General features: G+C 72.6%; 20 protein-coding genes, 2 tRNA genes and 1 other RNA gene. 11 read left to right on the plus strand and 12 right to left on the minus strand.

Going from position 1 to position 22,708, the window contains the following annotated elements:
- The first annotated feature begins 108 nt into the window (after positions 1–108).
- Positions 109–747 carry an ACT domain-containing protein gene (locus tag ACQSSQ_RS17795; RefSeq protein ID WP_431328452.1) on the plus strand — a complete coding sequence of 213 codons (639 nt, stop codon included), beginning with the start codon at positions 109–111 and terminating at the stop codon, positions 745–747.
- Here ACQSSQ_RS17795 and ACQSSQ_RS17800 read toward each other — a convergent pair.
- The 5 genes from ACQSSQ_RS17800 to ACQSSQ_RS17820 form a co-directional block, all read right to left on the minus strand.
- Positions 744–1,199, minus strand: a complete 456-nt coding sequence (locus ACQSSQ_RS17800) for a GNAT family N-acetyltransferase (protein WP_431328453.1) — start codon at positions 1,197–1,199, stop codon at positions 744–746. The two genes, ACQSSQ_RS17795 and ACQSSQ_RS17800, sit on opposite strands and share 4 nt — an antisense overlap.
- A 25-nt stretch (positions 1,200–1,224) precedes the next feature.
- Positions 1,225–2,100 carry an SDR family oxidoreductase gene (locus ACQSSQ_RS17805; protein ID WP_431328454.1) on the minus strand — a complete coding sequence of 292 codons (876 nt, stop codon included), beginning with the start codon at positions 2,098–2,100 and terminating at the stop codon, positions 1,225–1,227.
- Positions 2,101–2,220: 120 nt separating this feature from the next.
- Positions 2,221–3,606 (minus strand): Re/Si-specific NAD(P)(+) transhydrogenase subunit beta, encoded by a 1,386-nt coding sequence (gene pntB / locus ACQSSQ_RS17810; protein ID WP_431328455.1) that lies wholly within the window; start codon positions 3,604–3,606, stop codon positions 2,221–2,223.
- A gap of 7 nt (positions 3,607–3,613) precedes the next feature.
- Positions 3,614–5,161 carry a Re/Si-specific NAD(P)(+) transhydrogenase subunit alpha gene (locus tag ACQSSQ_RS17815; protein WP_431328456.1) on the minus strand — a complete coding sequence of 516 codons (1,548 nt, stop codon included), beginning with the start codon at positions 5,159–5,161 and terminating at the stop codon, positions 3,614–3,616.
- A gap of 151 nt (positions 5,162–5,312) precedes the next feature.
- Complete coding sequence (locus ACQSSQ_RS17820; RefSeq protein WP_431328457.1) at positions 5,313–8,573, minus strand: ATP-binding protein; 3,261 nt, start codon at positions 8,571–8,573, stop codon at positions 5,313–5,315.
- Positions 8,574–8,693: 120 nt separating this feature from the next.
- Between ACQSSQ_RS17820 and ACQSSQ_RS17825 the strand changes: the two genes are divergently transcribed.
- Positions 8,694–9,344 (plus strand): hypothetical protein, encoded by a 651-nt coding sequence (locus tag ACQSSQ_RS17825; RefSeq protein WP_431328458.1) that lies wholly within the window; start codon positions 8,694–8,696, stop codon positions 9,342–9,344.
- A 24-nt stretch (positions 9,345–9,368) separates the two neighbouring features.
- On the opposite strand, the gene upp is transcribed toward ACQSSQ_RS17825, so the two are convergent.
- Positions 9,369–10,007, minus strand: a complete 639-nt coding sequence (gene upp, locus ACQSSQ_RS17830; RefSeq protein WP_431328459.1) for a uracil phosphoribosyltransferase — start codon at positions 10,005–10,007, stop codon at positions 9,369–9,371.
- A gap of 115 nt (positions 10,008–10,122) precedes the next feature.
- Between upp and ACQSSQ_RS17835 the strand changes: the two genes are divergently transcribed.
- From ACQSSQ_RS17835 to ACQSSQ_RS17845, 3 genes are all read left to right on the plus strand, one after another.
- Complete coding sequence (locus ACQSSQ_RS17835) at positions 10,123–10,599, plus strand: tRNA adenosine deaminase-associated protein (protein ID WP_431328460.1); 477 nt, start codon at positions 10,123–10,125, stop codon at positions 10,597–10,599.
- Between the two features lie 31 nt (positions 10,600–10,630).
- A complete protein-coding gene (tadA, locus tag ACQSSQ_RS17840) occupies positions 10,631–11,065 on the plus strand; it encodes a tRNA adenosine(34) deaminase TadA (RefSeq protein ID WP_431328486.1) in 435 nt (144 codons plus the stop codon).
- A 52-nt stretch (positions 11,066–11,117) separates the two neighbouring features.
- Positions 11,118–11,202 (plus strand) — tRNA-Ser (locus ACQSSQ_RS17845).
- Positions 11,203–11,267: 65 nt separating this feature from the next.
- Here ACQSSQ_RS17845 and ACQSSQ_RS17850 read toward each other — a convergent pair.
- Together ACQSSQ_RS17850 and ACQSSQ_RS17855 are read right to left on the minus strand one after the other, a co-directional pair.
- On the minus strand, positions 11,268–11,921 hold the full coding sequence (locus ACQSSQ_RS17850) for an HAD family hydrolase (protein ID WP_431328461.1): 654 nt from the start codon (positions 11,919–11,921) through the stop codon (positions 11,268–11,270).
- A gap of 54 nt (positions 11,922–11,975) precedes the next feature.
- On the minus strand, positions 11,976–12,926 hold the full coding sequence (locus ACQSSQ_RS17855; protein ID WP_431328462.1) for a siderophore-interacting protein: 951 nt from the start codon (positions 12,924–12,926) through the stop codon (positions 11,976–11,978).
- A gap of 118 nt (positions 12,927–13,044) precedes the next feature.
- Here ACQSSQ_RS17855 and ACQSSQ_RS17860 point away from each other — a divergent pair, with 118 nt between their 5' ends.
- Positions 13,045–14,346, plus strand: coding sequence for a hypothetical protein (locus ACQSSQ_RS17860; RefSeq protein ID WP_431328463.1), 1,302 nt, complete (start codon positions 13,045–13,047; stop codon positions 14,344–14,346).
- Positions 14,347–14,349: 3 nt separating this feature from the next.
- Here the strand turns inward: ACQSSQ_RS17860 and ACQSSQ_RS17865 are convergent, their stop codons facing one another.
- Together ACQSSQ_RS17865 and ACQSSQ_RS17870 are read right to left on the minus strand one after the other, a co-directional pair.
- Complete coding sequence (locus ACQSSQ_RS17865) at positions 14,350–14,886, minus strand: LytR C-terminal domain-containing protein (protein WP_431328487.1); 537 nt, start codon at positions 14,884–14,886, stop codon at positions 14,350–14,352.
- A 2-nt stretch (positions 14,887–14,888) separates the two neighbouring features.
- Complete coding sequence (locus ACQSSQ_RS17870; protein ID WP_431328464.1) at positions 14,889–15,185, minus strand: type II toxin-antitoxin system VapB family antitoxin; 297 nt, start codon at positions 15,183–15,185, stop codon at positions 14,889–14,891.
- Positions 15,186–15,369: 184 nt separating this feature from the next.
- On the opposite strand from ACQSSQ_RS17870, the gene ACQSSQ_RS17875 reads away from it, so the two are divergent.
- Positions 15,370–17,487: a DUF6351 family protein gene (locus ACQSSQ_RS17875; protein ID WP_431328465.1), complete on the plus strand. Its 2,118-nt coding sequence runs from the start codon at positions 15,370–15,372 to the stop codon at positions 17,485–17,487.
- Positions 17,488–17,491: 4 nt separating this feature from the next.
- Here ACQSSQ_RS17875 and ACQSSQ_RS17880 read toward each other — a convergent pair whose 3' ends face one another.
- A complete protein-coding gene (locus ACQSSQ_RS17880) occupies positions 17,492–17,878 on the minus strand; it encodes a GatB/YqeY domain-containing protein (RefSeq protein WP_431328466.1) in 387 nt (128 codons plus the stop codon).
- Between the two features lie 158 nt (positions 17,879–18,036).
- Positions 18,037–18,124 (minus strand) — tRNA-Ser (locus ACQSSQ_RS17885).
- A 91-nt stretch (positions 18,125–18,215) separates the two neighbouring features.
- Between ACQSSQ_RS17885 and ffs the strand changes: the two genes are divergently transcribed.
- The 4 genes from ffs (at position 18,216) to ACQSSQ_RS17905 (ending at position 22,644) form a co-directional block, all read left to right on the plus strand.
- An RNA gene (ffs, locus tag ACQSSQ_RS17890) (signal recognition particle sRNA small type) lies at positions 18,216–18,312 on the plus strand.
- A gap of 46 nt (positions 18,313–18,358) precedes the next feature.
- A complete protein-coding gene (locus ACQSSQ_RS17895) occupies positions 18,359–18,949 on the plus strand; it encodes a carboxymuconolactone decarboxylase family protein (protein ID WP_431328467.1) in 591 nt (196 codons plus the stop codon).
- Between the two features lie 358 nt (positions 18,950–19,307).
- Positions 19,308–21,326, plus strand: coding sequence for a DNA polymerase III subunit gamma and tau (locus tag ACQSSQ_RS17900; protein WP_431328488.1), 2,019 nt, complete (start codon positions 19,308–19,310; stop codon positions 21,324–21,326).
- Between the two features lie 133 nt (positions 21,327–21,459).
- The gene (locus ACQSSQ_RS17905; protein WP_431328468.1) at positions 21,460–22,644 is read left to right on the plus strand and encodes a hypothetical protein; all 1,185 of its coding nucleotides are present in this window, start codon (positions 21,460–21,462) and stop codon (positions 22,642–22,644) included.
- The last annotated feature ends 64 nt before the right edge of the window (positions 22,645–22,708 follow it).

A 22,708-nucleotide genomic window follows, 5' to 3' on the forward strand; every position in this document is an offset into this window, starting at 1 on the left:
GTCCTGACGAGTCGGTATGCTTCGGGCCGGAGCACCAGGCCGTGGTCACCGTCGACCGCGTACACGCACCACCCCCGTGCGTGGTCGGCTGAACGGAGGATTCGACCCATGGCGTTTCTGCTGCGCATCGAGCTCCCCGACGTCCCCGGCTCGCTGGGTGCCGTCGCGACCGCGCTCGGTGAGGCCGGTGCGGACATCCACGCGATCGAGATCGTCGAGCACCGCACCGACGGCAAGGCTGTCGACGACGTGCTGCTCGAGCTCCCCGTGACCACGATGCCGGACCAGCTCATCACGGCCTGCCACCGCCTCGACGGCGTGCGGGTGCAGTGGATCTCGCGCTACAACGCGGGCGCGAACCTCTCGATGGACCTCGAGGCGGTCGAGGCGTTCACGGCCGAGCCGGGTCGTGCGCTCGAGAGCCTCGTCGACCGCGTGCCCGAGACGTTCCGTGCCGACTGGGCGCTGCTCGTGGAGTCGGGTGACTCCGGGCAGCAGGTCGTGCACGCGACGCCGACCGCGCCCGAGCGCGTCCCGGACGTCGAGAAGTGGTTCACGCTCGAGCATGCGCAGCGGCTGCCTCCGGTGTCCGACTGGGGCTCGATGGTCCTCGCGGGTGCGCCCGTCCCCCAGCGCGAGGCGGTCGTGATCTTCGGGCGCCACGGCGGTCCGCCGGTGCTCGACTCCGAGCTCGCCCGGCTCGGCCACATCGTCGCGCTCGCGGCGTCGGTGTCCGCGGCCGTCTAGCCCTTCGTCGCCGCGGCGGCTTCGCGGACCATGAAGACGTCGACCGTGTCCTCGGCCTCGGCCACGAAGCCGTGCCGCTCGTACAGGCGGCGTGCCGCACTGCCCCGCAGGACGTTCAAGCGCACCGCGACGCCTCGGCGGTCGCACCCTGCCAGCAGGTCGCGCAGCACGGCGGTGCCGGTCCCGCGTCCCTGCAGCAGCGGCGAGAGATAGAAGTGCTCGAGCCAGTACGCGTCGTCGGCGGGCCGCAGCGCGACGCAGCCCGCGAAGGCGCCGGCGACCTCGATCACCCGCGTGTGGGCGGGGCAGAACCCGTCACGCAACCGCTGCCGGACGCGCTGCTCGTCGTACCGGCCGAGGCGTTCGAGGTCGGCGCGGAGCACGACGGCGCGCAGCTCGGCCACCGCGTCGACGTCGGCGGCCGTGCTGGGCCGCATCCGCCAGTCCGCCACGCGCACCAGCGTACGGCGCGGTGGTCTAGCCCTTGGTCACCGGCACGTGCGCGGAGTGGTTGCGGCCGAGCGCCGCGACCTCGCGCTCCATCGCCGGCACGGTCTTCTTGACGAGGCGCTTGGCGACCGGCTCGGCGAGCGCCGAGCTGAAGATCGGCTTGGTGAAGTTCGCGACGGCGACCCCCTTGGGCACGTAGACCCGACGCTTCTTCTTTGCGAGGCCGTGGCTGATCGCCTCCACGCAGTCCTCGAGCGAGGTCGTCCCGTTGGCCGGCCACGGGAGCCTGCTGCGGATCGCCTTGAACGACGGCAGGTCCGCCTCCGCGCCCCGCACGATGTCGGTGTCGATCCACGACGGGTGGCAGACCCCGACCTTCACGCCGTGGACCCACATCTCCTGGCGGTAGGCGAGCGCCAGCGCCTCGGCGCCGGCCTTGCTCGCGTTGTACGGCGCCAGCCCCGCCAGCGGGGTGAACGCGGCGAGCGAGGAGACCACGAGGACGTAGCCCTTGGTCGCGATCACGTGCGGCGTGACCGCGCGCAGCGTACGGAAGACTCCGTTGAGGTTCACGTCGACCACCCGCTCGAAGGCCTCGGGGTCGATCTGCCGGACCGTCCCGTACGAGGCGATGCCGGCGTTGGCGAGGACGTGGTCGATGCGGCCGAAGCGTGCGGCGGCCGCGTCCACCGCGGTCTCGACCGCAGCGGTGTCGCGGACGTCGGCCTCCCACCACGCGGCGGCGTCACCGAGCTCGGCGGCGACCGCCTTCAGCTCGTCCGGCTCGAGGCCGATGAGGGCGACGCGACCGCCGCGGCGGACGTACTCGCGGGCGACACCTGCGCCGATGCCGCGCGCGGCTCCGGTGACGACGGCAACCTTGCCGGTGAACGTGGAGGTCATGGAGCCAAGATACCGTCGGTATCCGAGATGTGCCACCCGCGATGTCACATCATGGATGGGGAGACGGGCCGGCCGGGGCCCAACGGACCCCGGCCGTTTGTCGTACCGCCTCGCGTCGGCCTAGAGGGCCTTGAGGATGTCCTCGACGCGCTCCTTGGCGTCGCCGAACAGCATCTGGCTGTTGTCGCGGAAGAACAGCGGGTTCTGGACCCCGGCGTACCCGGCGGCCATGGACCGCTTGAACACGATGACGTTCTCGGCCTCCCAGACCCGCAGCACCGGCATCCCGGCGAGCGGGCTGGTCGGATCCTCGGCCGCGGCGGGGTTGACGGTGTCGTTGGCGCCGATGACGAGCACGACAGAGGTGTCGGCGAGGTCGTCGTTGACCTCGTCCATCTCGAGCACGATGTCGTACGGGACCTTGGCCTCGGCCAGCAGGACGTTCATGTGCCCGGGCAGGCGACCGGCGACCGGGTGGACCCCGAAACGGACCTCGATGCCGCGGTCGCGCAGCTTGCGGACCAGGTCGGCGACCGGGTACTGCGCCTGAGCGACGGCCATGCCGTAGCCGGGGGTGATGACGACCGAGCGGGCGTTCGTGAGGAGGTCGGCGGCGTCGGCGGCGGAGATCTCGCGGTGCTCGCCGTAGTCGGTCGCGTCGTTGGTCGAGGCCTCGATGCCGAAGCCGCCGGCGATCACCGAGATGAACGAGCGGTTCATCGCCTGGCACATGATGTAGGACAGGTACGCACCGGAGGAGCCGACGAGCGCGCCGGTGACGATCAGCAGGTCGTTGTTGAGCAGGAAGCCCGACGCGGCCGCGGCCCAGCCCGAGTAGCTGTTGAGCATCGACACGACGACCGGCATGTCGCCGCCGCCGATCGACGCGACGAGGTGCCAGCCGAGCGCGAGCGCGAGCACGGTGACGACGATCAGCAGGACGAGGTTCGGGGAGACGACGAACCAGACCGTCAGGATCACGAAGGCCACGAGCGCGCCGACGTTGATCGCGTTCTTGCCCGGGAGCATCAGCGGCGCCGAGCGCATCCGCGCGGACAGCTTCAGGTTGGCGACGATCGAGCCGGTGAAGGTGACAGCGCCGATGAAGATGCCGATGAAGATCTCGGCGTGATGGATGTCGGCCAGCGACCCGGTCAGGTGGTTCGGGGCCAGGTAGCCGTTCCAGCCGACCAGCACAGCCGCCAGACCGACGAACGAGTGCAGCAGCGCGATCAGCTCGGGCATCTGGGTCATCGCGACGATGCGCGCACGCCACAGTCCGATGGCGGCACCGATCAGGACGGCGACGAGCAGCAGCGCGATCGCGGTGGCGTCGGCGACGTCGGCGACCAGCGCGAACGTCGCGACCAGCGCGATCGCCATGCCGGCGATGCCGTACCAGACGCCGTTGCGCGACGTCTCGTGCTTGGACAGCCCGGCGAGGGAGAGGATGAACAGCAGGGAAGCGACGATGTACGCCGCGGTGGCAGCACTCTGTGCAGTCATGGCGGCGTCAGTCCTTCGAGAACATGCTGAGCATGCGACGGGTCACGGCGAACCCGCCGAAGACGTTGATGGAGGCCAGCAGGATCGCGACGAACGACAGCACCCGGATGGTGGTGGCGTTGTCGGCCCCGTCGCCGATCGAGATCTGCAGCATCGCGCCGACGACGATGATGCCGCTGATCGCGTTGGTCACCGACATCAGCGGCGTGTGCAGGGCGTGGTGCACCTTGCCGATCACGTAGTAGCCGATGACGATCGCCAGCGTGAGCACCGTGAAGTGCTCGGGCAGCGGGGCAGGCGCGAAGGCGTTGACCAGGAACAGCGCGAGGATGCCGGTGCCGATCAGGCCCCACTTGATCGCGGGGTTGGGCGGCGCCTTCCTCTCGGTGACGGCGGGCACGGCTGCCGGGGCGGCGGCGGCAGGTGCGGCCGAGACGGAGACCGGCGGTGGCGGCCAGGTCTTCTCGCCGTCGCGGACCACGGTGACGCCGCGCTGGACGACGTCGTCGAAGTCGAGGACGAGCTGCCCGTCCTTGGCCGGGGTGAGCAGCTTGAGCAGGTTGACCAGGTTCGTGCCGTACAGCTGCGAGGCCTGGGTGGGCAGCCGGCCCGCGAGGTCGGTGTAGCCGAGGATCGTCACGCCGTTGTCGGTGACGACCTTCTCGCCCGCGACCGACCCGGCGACGTTGCCGCCCTGGGCTGCCGCCATGTCGACGATGACGCTGCCCGGCTTCATGCTCGCCACGTCCGCCTCGGTGATCAGGCGGGGCGCCGCACGCCCGGGGATCAGGGCGGTCGTGATGATGATGTCGACGTCGGCAGCCTGCTCGGAGTAGATCTCCGCGGCGCGCCGGTCGTACGCCTCGCTGGTCGCCCGCGCGTAGCCGTCGGTCGAGACCTCCTGCTCGACGTCGACCTTGAGGTACTCCCCGCCGATCGACTTGACCTGGTCGGCGACCTCGGGACGCGGGTCGGTGGCGCGGACGATCGCGCCCAGGCTGCTCGCCGCACCGATCGCGGCCAGCCCGGCGACGCCGGCGCCCGCGACGAGCACCTTGGCCGGAGGCACCTTGCCCGCGGCGGTGACCTGACCGGTGAAGAACCGGCCGAACTCGTGCGCCGCCTCGACCACGGCCCGGTAGCCCGCGATGTTGGCCATCGACGAGAGCACGTCCATCGACTGCGCCCGCGAGATGCGCGGCACCGCGTCCATCGCCAGCACCGTGAGGCTGCGCTGGGCCAACGCGTCGACGAGCGCCTCGTTCAACGCCGGGGCGACCAGGCTGACCAGCGTCGCGTCGTCGCGGAGCAGGCCGATCTCGTCCGACGACGGTGCGTTGATCTTGAGCACCAGGTCGGACTGCCACGCCTCGTCGCGCGATGCCGTCGAGGCACCGGCCTCGACGTACGCCTCGTCGGAAAAGCTGGACGCTACGCCTGCACCGGACTCGACCACGACGTCGTAACCCAGCTTGATCAGCTGCGTGACCGTCGCCGGAGTGCCGGCGACGCGTGTCTCACCCGGCGAGGTCTCCTTGACCACGCCGATCTTCATTCGGCAGACGTTATCCGCAGCGACTGGCGGACGACCAGTGGGTGAGACGTGCATCTCATCGGTTGGGACCTGAGCGTTGGCTCGCGCAACATTTTCTTCGCGTCCACCCCACGTGACCTGCGCAAACGGAGTCGCGTGCCCTCCGCGGCGCTCAGCCCGCGAACGGCCACTTCTCGAGCCGGGCCTCGGCGCGGGCGGCGTACGGCCGGGCGCCGAGCGCGCGTGCCCGCCGCGCTGCCGCGGCCACCTCGACGCGGGCACCGTCGTGCCCGAGGATCCCGCGGAGCGTGCCGCCGTAGAGTCCCGACGGCCCGAGGCAGACCAGTCCCGGCCACTGCACGACGAGGGTGTCGCCCCACCCTGACGTGTACGGCTCCAGGACCGCGGCCACCTCGCGCACCCGCGGGCGCAGCTCGGGCGCGACGTGACCGACCGCGACGAGGGCCTCCGTGGCGAGCGGCACCCGCACGGCGACCCGAGGCCCGTGCAGCCCACCCGGCTGGCCGACCACCGCCTCCACCAGCTCCAGCGCCCGCCGGGGGTCCCCGCTCTCCGCGGCCCCCATCGCCACGACGAGCGCGAAGTCCTCGTCGAACTCGTCCGCGAGAGCGTCTGCCTCCTCGACGCTCTCCGCCAGACGGCCGCGGTGCCACAGCTCGATCGAGGCGCTGGTCATCAGCGAGACCTCCGCGAGGCGACGTGCCGGGCTGTCCGGGGCGACTCCCGCGAGGTGCCGGGCCATGAGGTCCCTCGACGCGTCGTACTCGCCGCGCAGCACCGCCAGCATCACCTGCCACCAGAGCTGCATCGCCTCGAGGTCGTCGCCGCCGTCCACGGCGAGCCGGCCGAACTCGGCGGACAGGCGGCGTACGAGGCGGAGGTCGCCGGCCTCGAGCGCGCACACCCGCCGCAGGTGGAGGGCGGTCGCGCGGGAGTCGACGTCGTCGGCGAGCGCGGCGAGGGTGTGGGCGATCGCGGTCCGCTCGGCCACCGTCGACGGCTCCCACCGGCACACGAACGCGGCCAGGTGGACCTGGCGCTCCGCCGCACTGCCCGGTGCGCTGCAGGCCGTGGCCTCGCGCAGGAGGTCGAGGTCGCCCGACAGGCCCTGCACCGCACGGTCGACCGCCTCGACGGCCTGGATGCGCGCCACCACCTCGGCGTCGAGCTCCTCGCGGTGCGCGAGCGCGCGCGCCCGCAAGGTCGAGGAACCGGACTGCGTGAGCCCGAACCCCGAGAAGTAGCCGCCGACACCCCTCGGCGCCGCGAGCAGGGCGATGCGCGCCAGGCCGGGCCAGTCCGCCCGCTCCGCGCAGCGACGCCCGGCCCGCTCGAACCACTCGTCCGCCGACGCGTAGTCGCCCAGCTGAGCGCGTGCCCGCCCCGCCAGCGCCTCCAGGTCGGTCACCACCGTCACCTCGGACGGGTCGGCGTGCTGGAGGCCGAGCTCGGCGAGCCGGACGGCCTCACCCGCGGCGCCGTGCCGCAGCGCGTCGTCGGCAGCGCTGCGGCAGGCGTGGGCGGCGCCCGCGTCCACGGCTCCCATCGCCGCCGCGCTGCGGTGGACCGCGATCGCGGCGAGCCCCGACGGCGCCACGACGGTGAGGGCCTCGGCGACGCGCGCGTGCAGCGCCGCGAGCTCGGCGCCCCCGACCCGATCGAGAACCGCCTGGCGGACCAGGTCGTGCACGAAGGCGATCTCAGACCCGGAGACCGTCACGATCTGCGCCGCCACGAGCTCGCTCACGCGTCCGTCGAGCCCGGCCGCGCCCGCCGCCCCGGCCGCGCCCGCCGCCCCGGCCGCGCTGGTGCCATCCACCGCCGACGCGAGCGCCAGCGTCGTACGGGGTCCGACCACGGCCAGCACCTCCGCGAGCGCGCGGGAGGGGTCCGACACCGCGTCGAGCTTGCCCCGGATGATGCGGGTCATCGCGTGGTCGGTGATCGGCAGGCCGGTGCGGACGAGGTCGCAGAGCTGGGTGGCGACGAGCGGGCTGCCGTCGCTGCGCGTGACGATCTCCCGGGCCACTGACGCGTCGACACCGCCGACCCGCGAACCGACCAGCGCCTCCAGGTCGGTCTCGGAGAGCGGCGGGAGCTCGAGGTCGGTGTGGACGCCGGCGGACTGCAGCAGCTGAATCAGGGCGGCGCGCTCGGGCTCCGTCCGCCCCGGGCGCTGGGTGAGGACGACGAGCACAGGGTGCGCACGGAGGACCCGCACCGCCGAGGCGATCGTCCGCAGCGAGTCGAGGTCCGCCCACTGCACGTCGTCGACCACGGCGACCACGTGGCCGCGCTCCCGGGCCACGTCGGCGAAGAGCGCGGCAAGGGTCCGTGCCGAGGGCGCATCCGGGACCTCGCGTCCCGTGAGCGCGGCCTGGTCCAGCCAGGGTGTCAGCGTCTCGCGCGGCGCCGTCCCCTCTCCGGCCACCCCGCCGGTGACGAACGCCGTCTCCCTGTGGCGGTCGACCGCGTCGGCGACGAGGGTCGACTTCCCGATCCCGGCCGGACCGCGCACGGTGACGACCACCAGCTCCCGCTCGCTGCGCTGCCAAGCCCGGTCCAGCGCCGCAGCCGCGTCAGCCCGGCCGATCAGACGCGACCCCGTCGCGGAGGTGGGCTCGGTCGACACCGCCGGGTTGCGGATCTCCTGCTCGACGCGCAGCGTGTCCGCAGCCGGGTCGAGCCCGAGCTCGTCGCGCAGGCCGCGCCGCAGGCGTACGAGCACGTCCAACGCCTCCGGCACCCGACCGCAGTCGCGCAGCGCGAGCGCCAGCAGCCGGACCGTGCCCTCGCGCAGGGGTCGTCGTTCGCAGCTCTCGGCGAGCAGCGTGACCGCCTGCTGCGGACGGCCGAGCGCCAGCAGGTCCTCGGCGCACATCTCGGTCAGCTCCGAGCGCAGCTCGTCCAGACGCGCACGCTCCGGCGCGAGCTCCGCGACGTCCTCGACCTCGGGGAGTGCGTCGGCCCGCCAGAGGGCGAGAGCCCGCTCGAGGAGCCCGACCGCCCGGGCGGCGTCGCCGTCGGCGTGCGCGCTGCGGGCCTCCCGGGACAGGCTGTCGAGCAGGTCCAGGTCGGTGCTCTCCCCGGCGCACCGCAGCGCGTAGCCGTTGGACGTGGTCTCGATCGTGACGTCGGGCGCCGACCGCAGCGCCCGCCGCAGCCGGGACACGTAGCCCTGCAGCGTCACCCGGGCGCTCTCCGGCGGGTCGCCCCGCCAGAGCAGCTCGCTGAGGTAGTCGGCGCTGCGCGTCGTCCGCTCGACCGCGAGGATGACGAGAAGGTCGGCGTGCTTGCGGGCCGGGACGGCGATCAGCGACCCGTCTCCACCGCGCACCTGGAGCGGGCCGAGCGTCGCGATCGTCGGCGCGGGCGGGGCTTCAGAGGCCGACCAGGACGGCACCAGCGTCACACCAGCGGCCTGGGCGACCGTCGTCGCATGACCAACACCACAGCAACCCAGCCCACCTCAACCTCCCGCGCCGAGTCCCGCACCGAGGTCGGTGGCCCGTCTCGCGAGACTGTACTGCGCATGGCCGGAGCGGCGCTCGCTCTTGGCGGCACCCTGTGCATCGCCGGTGGGGTCCTCCACCCGATCGTGCACGGCAAGGGCCACTCCGTCGAAGCCCTGACCAGCCCCGGCACGCCGATCGCCCAGATCCTGCTCGGGATCGGGACCGTCCTGCTGATCCTGGGCCTGCCCGCGATGTACGCGTGGATGCGCCCGCGGCTCGGCACGGCCGGGTTCGTCGGCACGCTCCTCTACCTGGTCGGCAACATCGTCACCGCGGCCGGCCACCTGACCGTCGAGCTGTTCGTGGCCCACCCGCTGGCCGAGAACCCGGACACGGCGCACCTCATCGCCGACGACGACACGATGATCGGCACGACCGCGTTCGGGCTCTTCAACACCCTGGGCGGCCTCGTGATGCTGCTCGGCATGGGTCTGCTCGGCGCGAGCATGCTCCGCAACCGGGCCGTCCCGCGCTGGATCGCGATCCTCACGCTCGCCGGGATGGTCGGGTTCTTCGTGCCGGTCCCCGCGACGGCAGGCCTCTCCGGCTTCCTGTACGAGGCGCCGCGCGGCGTCGCCGTGGCCGCGATCGGCGTGCTGATGATGCGCCGTCCGCGCGGTCTGCGTCGGTGGGTCAGTGGTCACCCGCGTCGCACCGGTGACCGCTGAGGCACCAACGGGTGCGCGGGTGCCTCACACCACGCCGTACAAGCGGTCTCCTGCGTCGCCCAGCCCCGGCACGATGTAGCCGACGTCGTTGAGCTTCTCGTCCACGGCCGCCACGACCAGCGACACCGGCACCGCGATGTCGGCGAGGTCCGCCTCGACGCGCGCGATGCCCTCGGGCGCCGCGAGCAGGCACACCGCCGTGATGGCGGAGCAGCCGCGCGAGACGAGGAACTCGATCGCCGCCGACAGGGTGCCGCCGGTGGCGAGCATCGGGTCGAGCACGTACGCCTGCCGGCCCGTGAGGTCGTCGGGAAGGCGCTCGGCGTACGTCGCGGGCTCGAGCGTCTCCTCGTTGCGGATCATGCCGAGGAAGCCGACCTCCGCGGTCGGGAGCAGGTGCTGCATCCCCTCGAGCATCCCGAGGCCGGCGCGCAGGATCGGCACGATGAGCGGCTTCGGCGGCGCCAGGCGGACGCCCTGGGCCGGCGAGACGGGGGTCTCGACCCGGACCGGCTCGACGCGGACGTCGCGCGTCGCCTCGTACGTCAGGAGCGTGACCAGCTCGTCGGTCAGCCGCCGGAAGGTCGGCGAGTCGGTCCCGGCGTCGCGGAGCGTCGTGAGCTTGTGCGCGACCAGCGGGTGGTCGACGACGTGGATGTCCATGACCGGCACCCTACCGACCAGCGAACTCGCGGTAGCTCTCCAACACGAGCGCGCGATCCTCTGACATCCTCGGGGGTACGCGTTCGACGGTGAGCGCCGGAGGGGGGTGTCGGTCGTGGAGAACGAGGTGGAGGACGCGGTCGACGTCGCGCTGGTCGCCTACCGCGAGGAGGGCGTGTGGCAGCTGACCGCGCTCCCGTCCGGTGTCGGCGAGGACGTCGAGGAGCTGGAGCGGGCGCTGCGCCCCTTCCCGTCCGACTGCGGGGTGATCGGGATGGTCGCGGTCGACGAGGACTTCTTCGTGCTCGCCCGCGTCTCCGGCACCCACACGCGGCTGCTGCTGTCCGACGTCACCGCGATCGACGAGTGGCCGCTGGCCAGCTCCGTGGCCGACGAGCTCGACCTCCCCGACCCGGAGGAGGACGACGAGCCGCAGCCGGCCGGCGACATGGAGATCCTCGCCGACCTCGGCGTGACCGCGATCGACCTAGCCGTGATGCTCGACGACCCCGACGCCTATCCCGACGAGGTGTTGGGCGACATCGCCGAGCGGCTCGGCTTCGGCGACGCCTACCAGGCGCTCGTCGACTGACGTGCCGTCCCCGCTCGCCCGCGACGAGGCCCTGATGGGTCGCGCCCTCGATCTCGCTCCGCGTGCTCTCGCCTCCGCCGACGTCCCGGTCGGTGCCCTCGTGGTCGACGCCGACGGCACAGTGCTCGGCGAGGGCTGGAACGCCCGCGAGCGCGACGGCGACCCGACCGCCCACGCCGAGGTCCTCGCCCTTCGTGCGGCCGCCGAGGCCCGGGGTGAGTGGCGGCTCGACGGCTGCACGCTCGTCGTGACGCTCGAGCCCTGCACCATGTGCGCGGGCGCGCTCGTCCTGGCGAGGGTCTCGCGGCTGGTTTTCGGTGCGTACGACGAGAAGGCGGGCGCGGTCGGCTCTCTCTGGGACGTCGTGCGCGACCGGCGCCTGAACCACCGCCCGGAGGTACGCGGCGGGGTGCGCGCCGACGAGGCGTCCGCGCAGCTGCTGGCGTTCTTCGCCGAGCACCGCTGAGGCAGCGGACCCGGGTGGGGAGCCGGGGACCCGGTCCGGTAATCTCTTCTGCGGTGGCGTGTCCGAGCGGCCGAAGGTGCAACACTCGAAATGTTGTGTAGGGCAACCTACCGTGGGTTCAAATCCCACCGCCACCGCCGTACGAACCCCGTCTGGACCCGCGTCCAGGCGGGGTTCGCTGCTTGTCAGGCCGGGCGCCCGGTCAGCGCAACCCGGCGACCATCTCCGGCGTGACCGCGTCGACGCGCTCCACGACCGCCGCGGCGAGCGCGAGCGCGTCGTCGTCGGGCGGGTAGGCGGCGTTGGGGACGGCGACGACCGTCATCCCCGCCGCGTGGGCGGAGCGCAGCCCGTTGGAGGAGTCCTCGACCGCCGCGCAGGCCTCCGGCGCGACACCGAGCCGCGTCGCCGCCTCGAGGTAGACGTCCGGCGCCGGCTTCCCGCGGGGGACCTCCTCGCTGGAGACGACCGCGGCGAACCGGTCGGCGACCCCCGCCAGAGCAAGGACGAGGTCGATCAGCACGCGGTTGGCCGACGAGGCGACGGCCAGCCGGTACGACCCGGCAAGGGCGGTCACGGCGTCGACGGCCCCGGGGAGGAGCGGGAGGTCGTCGCGGTAGCCGGCCGCCATCACCTCCACGACCGCGCGACCGATCCGGTCGGGCGGGTCGGGCACCCCAAGCTCGCCGTGCAGGTAGCGCTCCCACTCGGGGGCGCTCATCCCCTGCATCGCGCGGGTGGCGTGGTCGGGGAACGGACGCCCGGCCGCGGCCACGACGTCGCGGCGCGCGGTGTCCCACCGCTCCTCGGAGTCGACGAGGACCCCGTCCAGGTCGAACACGACGGCCGTGATCATGGGCTCGAGACTACGGTGACCGACGGCGTACGACCGGGAGCCGGACGGGGCCGGTCACATCTCGGGGCGGCCCGCTCGCCAGTAGCCCATGAACGCCACCGAGCGCCGGTCGACGCCGCTCTCGGTGACGAGGAAGCGGCGCAGCGTCTTGATCACCGACGCCTCGCCGGCCAGCCACGCGTACAGGTCGCCGGTCGGGGGGAGGGGGACGCCCTGGTCGTCGAGGGCGACCTCCCACAGGAGCTCCTCGTCGGGGGCGACGTCGTCGATCGTCGTGGTGTCGGCGTTCGTGCCCTCCGGTGCCGGGGCGACGGGGAGGCCGAGCAGCGACGACGCGCACCGGCGTACGGCGGGGACGAGCTGCTCGCCGTGGGCCGCACCCTCGCGGGCGATCCAGGTGAGGGAGACGCCGGCAGGTCGCGGGAGGTCGGTGAAGTCCTCGGCGTGCGGCACCTCGAGGACGACGTGGCCGCACAGGTCGCCGGGCAGGTCCTCCAGGATCCGTGAGATCGCGGGGACGGCCGTCTCGTCGCCGACGACGAGGATCGGCCGGTCGGCGGTGGGCACGGCGAACTCGAGACCGCCGTGCGGGCCGGGGTGGAGCGCGTTGGGTCCCATGAGGACGGCCGGCGTCCCCGGTCGACAGGTCGCCGCGAAGCGTCCGGCGGGCCCCGTCGTCCCGTGCAGCACCACGTCCACGTCGATCTCGCGCAGCGCCGGACGCGAGGCGCGGACGGTGTAGGTGCGGATCGGGTTGCGGTGATCGTCGGGCAGGCTGCGCCACTCGTCGTACCAGCTCGCCCCGACGGGCACGTGCGCGTAGCCGCCGGTCGCGTCGGGGAGGAGCAGCTTGATGCGCTGGTCGAAGCCGTTGGCCGCCATCTCGTGGAGGTCGTCGCCGCGGAAGGTGATGCGGACGAACGAGCGGGAGAGGGTGGTCGTCCGGGCCACCTCGACGTCGAAGAACCGCCAGGCCTGGACTACGGTCTCGGTGGTGGTGGTCAACGCGGAGCCTCCTGCTCGGACAGACGTTCTCAGGTAAGGCTAACCAAAGAGGTGCCGGGCAGTCCAGGGCGGGACCCACTAATCTCCTGGTACGAACCCTGCGACGAAGGAGCCCACGATGCCGACTCCACGCCCGCTCGTCACCGCCTCGCTCGCGTCTCTGGTCCTCGGAGCAGGGATGCTCGCCGCCACCGGGGCTCCAGCGCAGGGAGACGACGCCGCACTGTCACCGGACAAGACCGCCCTCGTCGTCGCGGCCGACGAGCCGGAGGCCGTCGCGTACGACGGACCGGTCGCGACCCCGCTCCAGCGCACGGTGGCCGACCGGGTCACGGCCCTGCTCACGCCGCAGGGGGAGAAGCCTGCCGACGGCGTACCGGTCAGCCTCGACGCGGGTGTCATCGGAGTGACCGGGAGCCCGACCGAGGGCTACACGCTCGTCGTCACGCAGGGCACCGACGGCAGGGCGCTGGTGGACCGGCTCACGCGTGGCCTCCCCACGACCGCGCGTCGCCTGCTGACGGTCCGGACGTCCGAGCGCACCGCCGACGAGCTGCGCGACGCGTGGCTCGGCGTCGCCGGGCAGCAGTGGCGTGCCTCCGCGGCCGCGCCGTCGGCCGGCTACGCGATGGACCTCGACCCCGAGCTCGAGGCCGTCGTCGTCGACGTCGCGTCGGAGGCCCCGGACTCGGCGGCCGCACGGCTCGACGTGCAGGCGGCGCCGGTCGAGGGCGTCCCGGCCGGAGCCGTGGTGGTCCGCTACTCCGGCGACGCCGGACGCAGCTCGCGTACGGCCGACACTGCGCCGCACTGGGGCGGCGCCCGCATCTCGTCGGGCTCCTCCAACTGCTCGTCCGGCTTCACGGTGAAGAGCAAGACGTCGAGCACCCGCTACTCGGTGACGGCCGGCCACTGCGGCGGCAACGGGACGTCCTGGTACTCGGGCGCTTACTACTTCGGGCAGACCTCGGGGCGTTCGAACTATCCCGAGTACGACCAGGCACGGCTGGCCGGCTCGACGTACTCGGGCTCGATCTACACCGACGGGCTGGACAACTTCGACGTCCGGACGGTCACCGGAGCGAACGACGGCGCGGTCGGCGACAACGTCTGCGCGTCCGGCGCGGTGACGAAGTCGGTCTGCGGGATCGAGATCACGAGCCTGTCGGCCACGTTCTGCGACGACCCGGACGTGGCGTCGACCTGCAGCACCTACCTGATGCGTGGCCGGCGCAGCGACGACCGGGTCATCGCCCGCAACGGCGACAGCGGCGGCCCCGTCTACCAGCGCAACCTCACCGAGGCGCGGGCGTCCATCCGGGCGATGGTGATCGCGTACGACATGAGCGGCGTGCGGATGTACGCCGAGCGCTACGCGTCGATCTCGAGCCACCTCGGCGTCGTGGCGATCACGAGCTGAGCGTCAGGCGGCCGGCTCCACGCCGACGTCGGGGACGCAGAGGGTGACCCGGTTCTTGGCCTTGATCGCCTTGACCGGCTCCTTCTTCATGCCCTTGAAGTCGGTCCCGATGTAGACCTCGACGCTCGCCTCGTCCTCGGGGGTGCCCTTCGTGTACTGCACCTTGCCCTTGAACTGGGCGCCGACGAGGCGGGCGTCGACCCGCTTCGGCTCGCGCGCGACGACGCGGACGTTCGCGATCCGGGTGTCGTCGGGGGCGTTGCCGATCTTGCCGGGCAGGAACCCGATGCCTTGGAGGTTGATCATCGTCCGGTTGGCCATGCCGGAGCGGCCGCCCGCGTTGAAGACGTTGACGCTGACCTGGTTGGGGGCGAGCTGCTCGCCGGGCTCCAGCGTGCGGTTGCGGCAGGAGCTGGACGCGTCGGCGTCGGGAAGCTCCGGCGCCTCGGCGAACAGCAGCCTCACCCCTGTGTACGTGCCCGCCACGAGGACGGCGGCGAGCACCGACATCGTGAGGAACGTGCGCAACCCCCGGCTCATCGTCACCTGTCCATCGCGTAGATACGGGCATGCATGACCTGGCGCTGCTGCAGCGCCGCGCGGAGGGCGCGGTGCAGACCGTCCTCGAGGTAGAGGTCGCCCTGCCAGCCGACGACGTGCGGGAACAGGTCGCCGAAGAACGTGGAGTCCTCGTCGAGGAGATTGGCGAGGTCGAGCTGGCGCTTCACCGTGATGAGGGTGTCCAGACGGACCTGCTGCGGAGGCAGCTTGGCCCACTGGCTCTGGGTCAAGCCGTGCTCAGGGTACGGCTTGCCCTCACCCACTCCTCGGAAGATCACCCCTGCAGTGTAGTCAGGCGCCTGTCTGCCCCTCGGGCGCCGCGTGCGCGCCGACCCGCGCACCGGGTCGTCCTCGACTTCCTCAATCGCTGGACGTGATCCGCGTCACACACTACGGTCGTCCCGCGGGACGCCCGACGCCCGCTCCGGCGGAGCCGGTCCCTCGTGACGAGAGGCGTTGCTGATGCGGTGGAGGCGTGCGGTCGTGGTGGCACCGGCGGCAGGGGTGCTGGTCTCGGGACTTCTCATGGCGTCGCTGTCGCCACCGGCCAGCGGCGCGGTCACCGCGCACGGGTCCGAGGGCGGCAAGGCACGGCTGGCGGTCGAGACGGTGTCCAACCCGCGACCGGACCTGGTCAGCGGAGGTGACGTCCTGGTCCGCGTCACGGGAGCCACCGACGACGCGCGCGTGACCCTCCTCCTCAACGGACGGCGTACGAGCACGGCGCTCGTCGAGCAGGCCGACGGCAGCCGGACCGGCGTCGTCTCCGGGCTGCGCGAGGGACGCAACCTGCTGATCGCCGCCAGCGGCTGGAGGCTGGCCACGGAGATCGTGACGAACCACGACATCACCGGCCCGGTGCTCTCCGGACCTCAGCAGCAGCCGTTCTACTGCGAGACCGAGGCCTTCGGGCTCGGTCCGGCCGAGCAGCCCGACTGCGCGGCAGCGACGAAGGTCACCTACCAGTACCGCTCGGGCAGCTCCTTCAAGCCGCTCCCCGACCCGACCCAGGTCCCGGCCGACGCCGCGACGGTGACGGTCGGCGGCAGGACCTTCCCGTACGTCGTGCGACTCGAGACCGGCACGATCAACCGCGCGGTCTACCAGGTCGCGGGCCTGTACGACGGCACGGACCCGTCGCCGACCGCGCCCGAGGCGACGTGGAACGACCGTCTCGTCTACACCTTCGGCGGCGGCTGCAACGGCGGCTACCACCAGGGCGCCGGGACCGGCGGGGTGATGGACCACATGATGCTGTCGCAGGGCTACGTGGTGGCGTCGTCGTCGCTCAACGTCCTCGACAACAACTGCAGCCCGATCATCTCGGCCGAGACCGCCATGATGGTCAAGGAGCACGTCGTCGAGACGTACGGCGCGCCCGTGCACACCATCGGCTGGGGCGGCTCGGGCGGCGCGATCCAGCAGTACACGATCGCCGACACCTACCCCGGGATCGTCGACGGCATCGTCCCCAGCATCGGCTTCCCCGACGTCGTCACCACCACCGGCCCCAACGCCGACTGCCGGCTCCTGCAGCGGTTCTACGCCGGGGCCGGTGCCTCCTGGACCGCCGAGCAGCAGCGGGCCGTGACCGGCTACCTCAACGCGAGCAGCTGCGTCTCCTGGGACCTCGCCTTCGCCAACCGGCTCACCGCGACCGACTCCTGCCCGGCGGTGATCCCGGTCGAGGTCCGCTGGGACGCCGCCACCAACCCCGACGGCGTGCGCTGCGCGGCCATGGAGCAGTTCGTCAACCAGGTCGGGCGCGACCCGGAGACCGGGTTCGTCCGGAGCGCGCTCGACAACGTCGGGCAGCAGTACGGGCTCGCGGCGCTCGCGGCGGGCACGATCGACGCCGAGCAGTTCGTGACGCTCAACGAGAAGATCGGCGGGTACGACCCCGCGGGCGTCGTCGTCCCCGAGCGGAGCCGCGCCGACCTGAAGGCGGTCCGCGGGTCGTACCGGTACGGGATGGTCAACACCGCGTCGCAGGGGCTAGCCGAGACCCCGGTCATCGACTTGCGGACGTACGCCGACGTCGCCGGGGTCCCGGCCAACTTCCACACCGCGGAGTGGTCGTTCGTGATGCGCGAGCGGCTCCGCAAGGCCAACGGGGACGCCGACAACCAGGTGATCGTGGCGCACCTGCCGGTCCCGGCCCTCACGGCCGCGGCCTCGGCGCACGCGTTCGCGTCGATGGAGGCCTGGCTCACCGCGATCGACGGTGACCACGCTCGCGGCTCGAAGGCGGACAAGGTCGTCCGCAACAAGCCGGCGGCGCTGACCGACGGGTGCTGGCTGCCGACCGGGCAGCTCGCCCCGACCGACTGGGACAAGGGCGGCGACGCCTGCGCCTCGATCTACAAGATCGGGTCCAACCCGCGCCAGGTCGCGGGGCAGTCGATGGCCCAGGACGTCGTCGCCTGTGCGCTGAGGCCGGTCCGCTGGTCCGACTACGCGGTGACGTTCACCGCGGACCAGAAGGCGCGGCTGAAGGCGGCGTTCCCCGACGGCGTGTGCGACTACTCCAAGAAGTCCCGCGGCTGGGTGCCGCCGGGCGGGACGTGGCAGGAGTTCTGACGGCTCAGGACGCGGGGCCGACGTACGACTGCAGTGCGTCGGCCTCGCGCCGGAGCCGCGCGGCCGCATCCGCTCGGCCGTGCTCCTCGTATCCCTGCGCCTCCGCGAGTCGCTCGTCGATCTGCACCTGAAGCACCGCGCGGACCTCGTCCGCGGACAGCGTGCGGCGCTCCGCCTCCGTCGCACCCGCGCCGCTCTGCGTGCCGGCGACGTGCTCGCTGACCGCCGTGCTCGTGGCGTGCGGTGCCTCGGTCACCTCGACGGCCTCGGCGTTGTCGATCGCGGCGATCGCGGTCCGCAGGGCGGTGACGACCTCGGGCTGCCGCGCCTTCATCGCGGCCACGAGGTCGGTGCGCATCCGCGCACGGAGCGCCGTCGCATCCTCGGCCATCGCTGCCTCCTCCGTCAGGACTTGTCGTCAGGACGTGCATCCGCGACCAGGATCCGGTCGCGGATGCAAGTCTTGGGGCCACGCGGGTGACCGGCAACCGGATTCGGCCCCGGACGCCGAAGGCCCGGACCGCAGCACGGTCCGGGCCTTCGAGGTTGTGGCGGAGGATAGGGGATTCGAACCCCTGAGGGCGTTAACCCAACACGCTTTCCAAGCGTGCGCACTAGGCCACTATGCGAATCCTCCGCGAGCAGGGTACCCGTTCGCCCCTCCCGCGCTGAAATCCGGGGTAGGCCTCCCCCGGGTCCCGGCCCTTGCCCGTGCTCGGTAGGATGACGGCAGTCCCTCGCGCGGCGGCATCTCGCCCAACTCCCCCAGGGCCGGAAGGCAGCAAGGGTAAGTGAGCTCTACCGGGTGCGCGAGGGACCTTTTCATGCCTGGCGCCGCCCGCTGGCCCGCGGTACGGAGCATGCTGAGCACATGTTCCTCGACGAACCGCCGTACGACGACCAGGTGCGAGCCCTCTACGACGCCGACCGTGAGAGCGACGGCTACGTCAACAACCTCACCCGCGTGTGGGCGTGGCGTCCGGACGTCGAGCAGGCGGCGACGCAGGCACGCGCCACCGTCGCGCGGGACAGCGCGCTGACCGACGCCGACCGGGCGGTGCTCGTGGCGGCGACCGCGGCAGCGCGCGGCGACTCGTACTGCTCCTTGGCCTGGGGGCGTCGGCTGGCGAGCCTGACCGACCCTGCGACGGCGGCGGGCGTCCTGAGCGGCGACACCGACGGCCTCGACCCGCGCACCCGGGCGCTCGCCGCCTGGGCGTCGGTGGTCGTCCGCGATCCCAACGCGACCAGCGGCGACGACGTCGCCGGGCTGCGGGCGGTCGGCCTGGGCGACCGGGAGATCTTCGAGGCGACGGCGTTCGTCGCGCTGCGGCTGGCGTTCTCCACCGTCAACGACGCGCTCGGGGCCCGGCCCGACCGGCAGCTCGCCGACGGTGTGCCGGCCGAGGTGGCGGCGGTGGTGACGTACGGGCGGCAGGCCGCCGACGAACCGTCCGCGTGAGGTCGCCGGACGTCGCGACCGCGCCCGGTCTCACGATCCGGAACAGTTCACCCTGTGGGGAAACTGTGGATGAACGGGCGCGATCTGTGGATGGCGGTCCGACTCCTGTGTACGACCCTCTGGACGACGCGAAAAGGTCAAACTTCTCCCGCTCGTACCCTTGCACCCGCTCCTGATCGCACGGTAGGACAGTGCAGGTGCGCCTCGGGCGCCATGCGATGAAGCAAACCCCCGGAAGGCCCCGCGACGCCGACGTGTGTCGTGGGGCCTTGCGCATCGCCGGGCGCCCCGGGCGGCACACGACAGGGCGCTTCGGGACGTCAGGGACGATCGTTAGGGTTGACGCGTGGACGAACCCATGGCCTTGTACCGGCGCTACCGCCCGGAGACCTTCGCCGAGGTGATCGGCCAGTCCCACGTGACCGAGCCGCTGCGACACGCGCTCGCCAACAACCGCGTCAACCACGCCTACCTGTTCTCCGGTCCGCGCGGCTGCGGCAAGACGACGAGCGCCCGCATCCTGGCGCGCACGCTCAACTGCGAGAAGGCCCCGGTCGCCGACCCGTGCGGCGAGTGCCAGAGCTGCCGCGACCTCGCGCGCGGAGGGCCGGGGAGCATCGACGTCATCGAGATCGACGCGGCGAGCCACGGCGGCGTCGACGACGCGCGCGACCTGCGGGAGCGCGCGTTCTTCGCCCCGGTCAACAGCCGCTACAAGGTCTACATCATCGACGAGGCCCACATGGTCTCGAGCCAGGGCTTCAACGCGCTCCTCAAGCTCGTCGAGGAGCCCCCGCCCCACCTCAAGTTCATCTTCGCGACGACCGAGCCCGAGAAGGTCATCGGCACGATCCGCTCGCGGACCCACCACTACCCGTTCCGGCTGGTCCCGCCCAAGACGCTGACCACCTACCTCGAGGAGCTCGGCCGCACCGAGGGCGTGCCGCTCGAGCCGACGGCGCTGCCCCTGGTCGTCCGCGCGGGCGGTGGATCGGTCCGTGACACGCTGAGCGTGCTCGACCAGCTGATCGCGGGCGCCTCCGACGACGGCGTCACCTACGACCTCGCGGCCTCGCTGCTCGGCTACACCCCCGACTCGCTGCTCGACGAGGTGATCGACGCGTTCGCCGCCGGCGACGGGGGCGCGGTGTTCGCGGCGGTCGACAAGGTCGTCGAGACCGGACAGGACCCGCGGCGCTTCGCCGAGGACCTCCTGCAGCGGCTGCGCGACCTCGTCATCGTCGCCAACGTCCCCGACGCGATCGGGATGGGCCTCATCGACATCCCCGGCGACCGCGCCGAACGCGTCGAGAACCAGGCCTCCCGCTTCGGTCGCGCCGACCTCACCCGCGCGGCCGACGTGGTCAGCGCCGGACTCACCGAGCTGCGGGGCGCGACCGCGCCGCGCCTGCTGCTGGAGCTGATGTGCGCCCGCATCCTGCTGCCGGGCGCCGACGCGACGCCGGACGGCGTCCAGGCGCGGCTCGACCGGATCGAGCGTCGCCTGTCGATGGTCGGCGACGCCCCGTCTGCCCCGTCGGCGGACGAGCGGGCGCCGCGCCCCGAGACCGCCGCCCCGCCGGCTGAGCAGCCGCCCGCTCCGGTGGTCGAGCCGACGCCGACCCCGGTGGCCGAGCGAGCGGAGCGGGTCGAGACCTCGGCCGCGCCGGTCGAGCAGCCGGCAGAGCAGCCGCCCGCCCCGCCGGTCGAGCGGGCACCCCGCGTCGACGCCCCGCCCGCCGACCAGGCCGCCGCCCCGACGGGCACCCCGGGCGTGGCCGACGTACGCCGCCTCTGGCCCGAGATCCTCGACAAGGTGCGGGTGATCCGTCGCTTCACCTGGGTGATGCTCAGCCAGAACGCCCAGGTCCACTCGCTCGAGGGCACCACGCTCACGATCGGCCTCGTCAACAGCGGTGCGCGCGACTCCTTCGTCCGCAGCGGGTCCGACGGGATCCTCGTGCAGGCGCTCGCCGACGTGCTGGGCGGGACGTGGCGCGTCGAGGCGATCGTCGACCCCAACGCCGGTGCCTCCGCGGCGTCCCGCCCCGCGCCGCCGCCGCAACGGCCGTCCGACCCCGCGCCGCCGGCGCCGGACCCGGCCGACGCCGCTCCACCGGCCGCCGCACCGCCGCCGACTCCCGAGCCGGCACCCGCCCCGCCGACCGCGCCGCCGCCCCGTGAGCGGGCCAGCGCCGACGCGATCGCCGCGGCGCGGGCCAGCCTGCGCGACGACGCCGCGCGGCCGGAGGCGTACGACCCCGATCGGCACGTCACCGCCGACGACCCGGCGATGGACAACGACGGGCTGAGCCACGAGGAGCTCCTGAGCCGGACGCTCGGCGCCCAGGTCATCAGCGAGATCCCGCACGACTGACAGCGCGTCCCCAGGGGTGGCGGGAGTTCGCCGACCCGTCGCCCGGATGTCGCCTTCCCGCCACCTCGCCTCGCTTCGTTGGGACTCGTCCCGTACCCGTCACGTCTCCTCGTGACAGCGACGAGAGGAACCCATGCGCAAACCCACCCTGCGTGCCGCCGCGATCGCCGCGACCGCCGCAACGGTCCTGCTCACCACCACCCAGGCCTCGGCGAGTCCTGAGGCGACCGCGCGCACGGACGCGCCCTCGGCCGGCCGGGCCGAGCCGTCGAAGCTCCCGCGCCACATCGACGGCGGCGCCTGGCCGACCAGCCACGTGCAAGGCGCCGCGATCGACCAGCGTCGCGGCATCGTCTACTGGTCGTTCACGCAGATGCTCGTCAAGACCGACCTCGAGGGCAACGTCCTCGGCACCGTCACCGGACTCACCGGACACCTCGGCGACCTCGACATCAACCCGAAGGACGGACGCGTCTACGGCTCGCTGGAGTACAAGGCCGAGAAGGCGTTCTACATCGCGATCTTCGACGGCGACGCGATCGACCGGGTCGGCATGGACGCCGAGGCCGACGGCGTGATGACCACGGTCTACCTGCCGGAGGTGGTCGAGGACTTCACCGCCGACATGGACGGTAACGGCGTCTTCGACGGCGATGTCGCTGCCACGCCCGACCACCGCTACGGCAGCAGCGGCATCGACGGGGTCGCCTTCGGCCCGGCCGACGGCAAGCGCAAGGGCAGGCAGGTCCTGCGGGTCGCGTACGGCGTGTACGCCAACAAGGACCGCATCGACAACGACAACCAGGTGCTGCTCGAGTACGACGTCGCGGGCTGGCGCCGGTACGAGCGGCCCCTCGAGCAGAGCGCGCCGCACCACAGCGGTCCCCGCGAGGTCCGCAACAAGTTCTTCGTGCACACCGGCAACACGACGTACGGCGTCCAGAACCTCGAGTACGACGAGGCGTCCGGCCACTGGTTCCTCGCCGTCTACAAGGGGACCAAGCCGTCGTACCCGAACTACTCGCTCTTCGTCGTCGACGGCGACCGCGCTCCGTACGAGCAGGTCGTCCGCGGGCAGGCCGCGCCGGAGCTGGGTGACTACCTGACCCTGCTGCCGCAGGGGCAGTACGACCCCGTGTCGTCGACCTTCGGCTGGACCTTCGACGCGTCGTACGGGCTCGTGTCGGTCGGGGGCGGCTACTTCTACGGCGCGTCCGGCGTTCGCGTCGTCGAGGACGGCGTGACCAAGCAGTCCGGCGCGCTCGACCTCCATCGCTGGACCGGCCGGGCGCCGACGCCGTTCGAGAAGGTGGGTTAGCCCGGCGCGTGGCGGGAGGTTGTGGACCGCGGTCCCGCGCGGGCGTACGTTTCCGTACCCTTCG

The organism is Mumia spirodelae (assembly GCF_050632745.1).
Lineage (GTDB): Bacteria > Actinomycetota > Actinomycetes > Propionibacteriales > Nocardioidaceae > Mumia.

Coding starts and splice junctions, on each gene's coding strand:
- ACQSSQ_RS17795 (WP_431328452.1), top strand. CDS start 109: ATGGCGTTTCTGCTGCGCATCGAGCTCCCCGACGTCCCCGGCTCGCTG.
- ACQSSQ_RS17805 (WP_431328454.1), bottom strand. CDS start 2,100: ATGACCTCCACGTTCACCGGCAAGGTTGCCGTCGTCACCGGAGCCGCG.
- pntB (WP_431328455.1), bottom strand. CDS start 3,606: ATGACTGCACAGAGTGCTGCCACCGCGGCGTACATCGTCGCTTCCCTG.
- ACQSSQ_RS17815 (WP_431328456.1), bottom strand. CDS start 5,161: ATGAAGATCGGCGTGGTCAAGGAGACCTCGCCGGGTGAGACACGCGTC.
- ACQSSQ_RS17825 (WP_431328458.1), top strand. CDS start 8,694: ATGGCCGGAGCGGCGCTCGCTCTTGGCGGCACCCTGTGCATCGCCGGT.
- upp (WP_431328459.1), bottom strand. CDS start 10,007: ATGGACATCCACGTCGTCGACCACCCGCTGGTCGCGCACAAGCTCACG.
- ACQSSQ_RS17850 (WP_431328461.1), bottom strand. CDS start 11,921: ATGATCACGGCCGTCGTGTTCGACCTGGACGGGGTCCTCGTCGACTCC.
- ACQSSQ_RS17860 (WP_431328463.1), top strand. CDS start 13,045: ATGCCGACTCCACGCCCGCTCGTCACCGCCTCGCTCGCGTCTCTGGTC.
- ACQSSQ_RS17865 (WP_431328487.1), bottom strand. CDS start 14,886: ATGAGCCGGGGGTTGCGCACGTTCCTCACGATGTCGGTGCTCGCCGCC.
- ACQSSQ_RS17875 (WP_431328465.1), top strand. CDS start 15,370: ATGCGGTGGAGGCGTGCGGTCGTGGTGGCACCGGCGGCAGGGGTGCTG.
- ACQSSQ_RS17880 (WP_431328466.1), bottom strand. CDS start 17,878: ATGGCCGAGGATGCGACGGCGCTCCGTGCGCGGATGCGCACCGACCTC.
- ACQSSQ_RS17895 (WP_431328467.1), top strand. CDS start 18,359: ATGTTCCTCGACGAACCGCCGTACGACGACCAGGTGCGAGCCCTCTAC.
- ACQSSQ_RS17900 (WP_431328488.1), top strand. CDS start 19,308: ATGGCCTTGTACCGGCGCTACCGCCCGGAGACCTTCGCCGAGGTGATC.
- ACQSSQ_RS17905 (WP_431328468.1), top strand. CDS start 21,460: ATGCGCAAACCCACCCTGCGTGCCGCCGCGATCGCCGCGACCGCCGCA.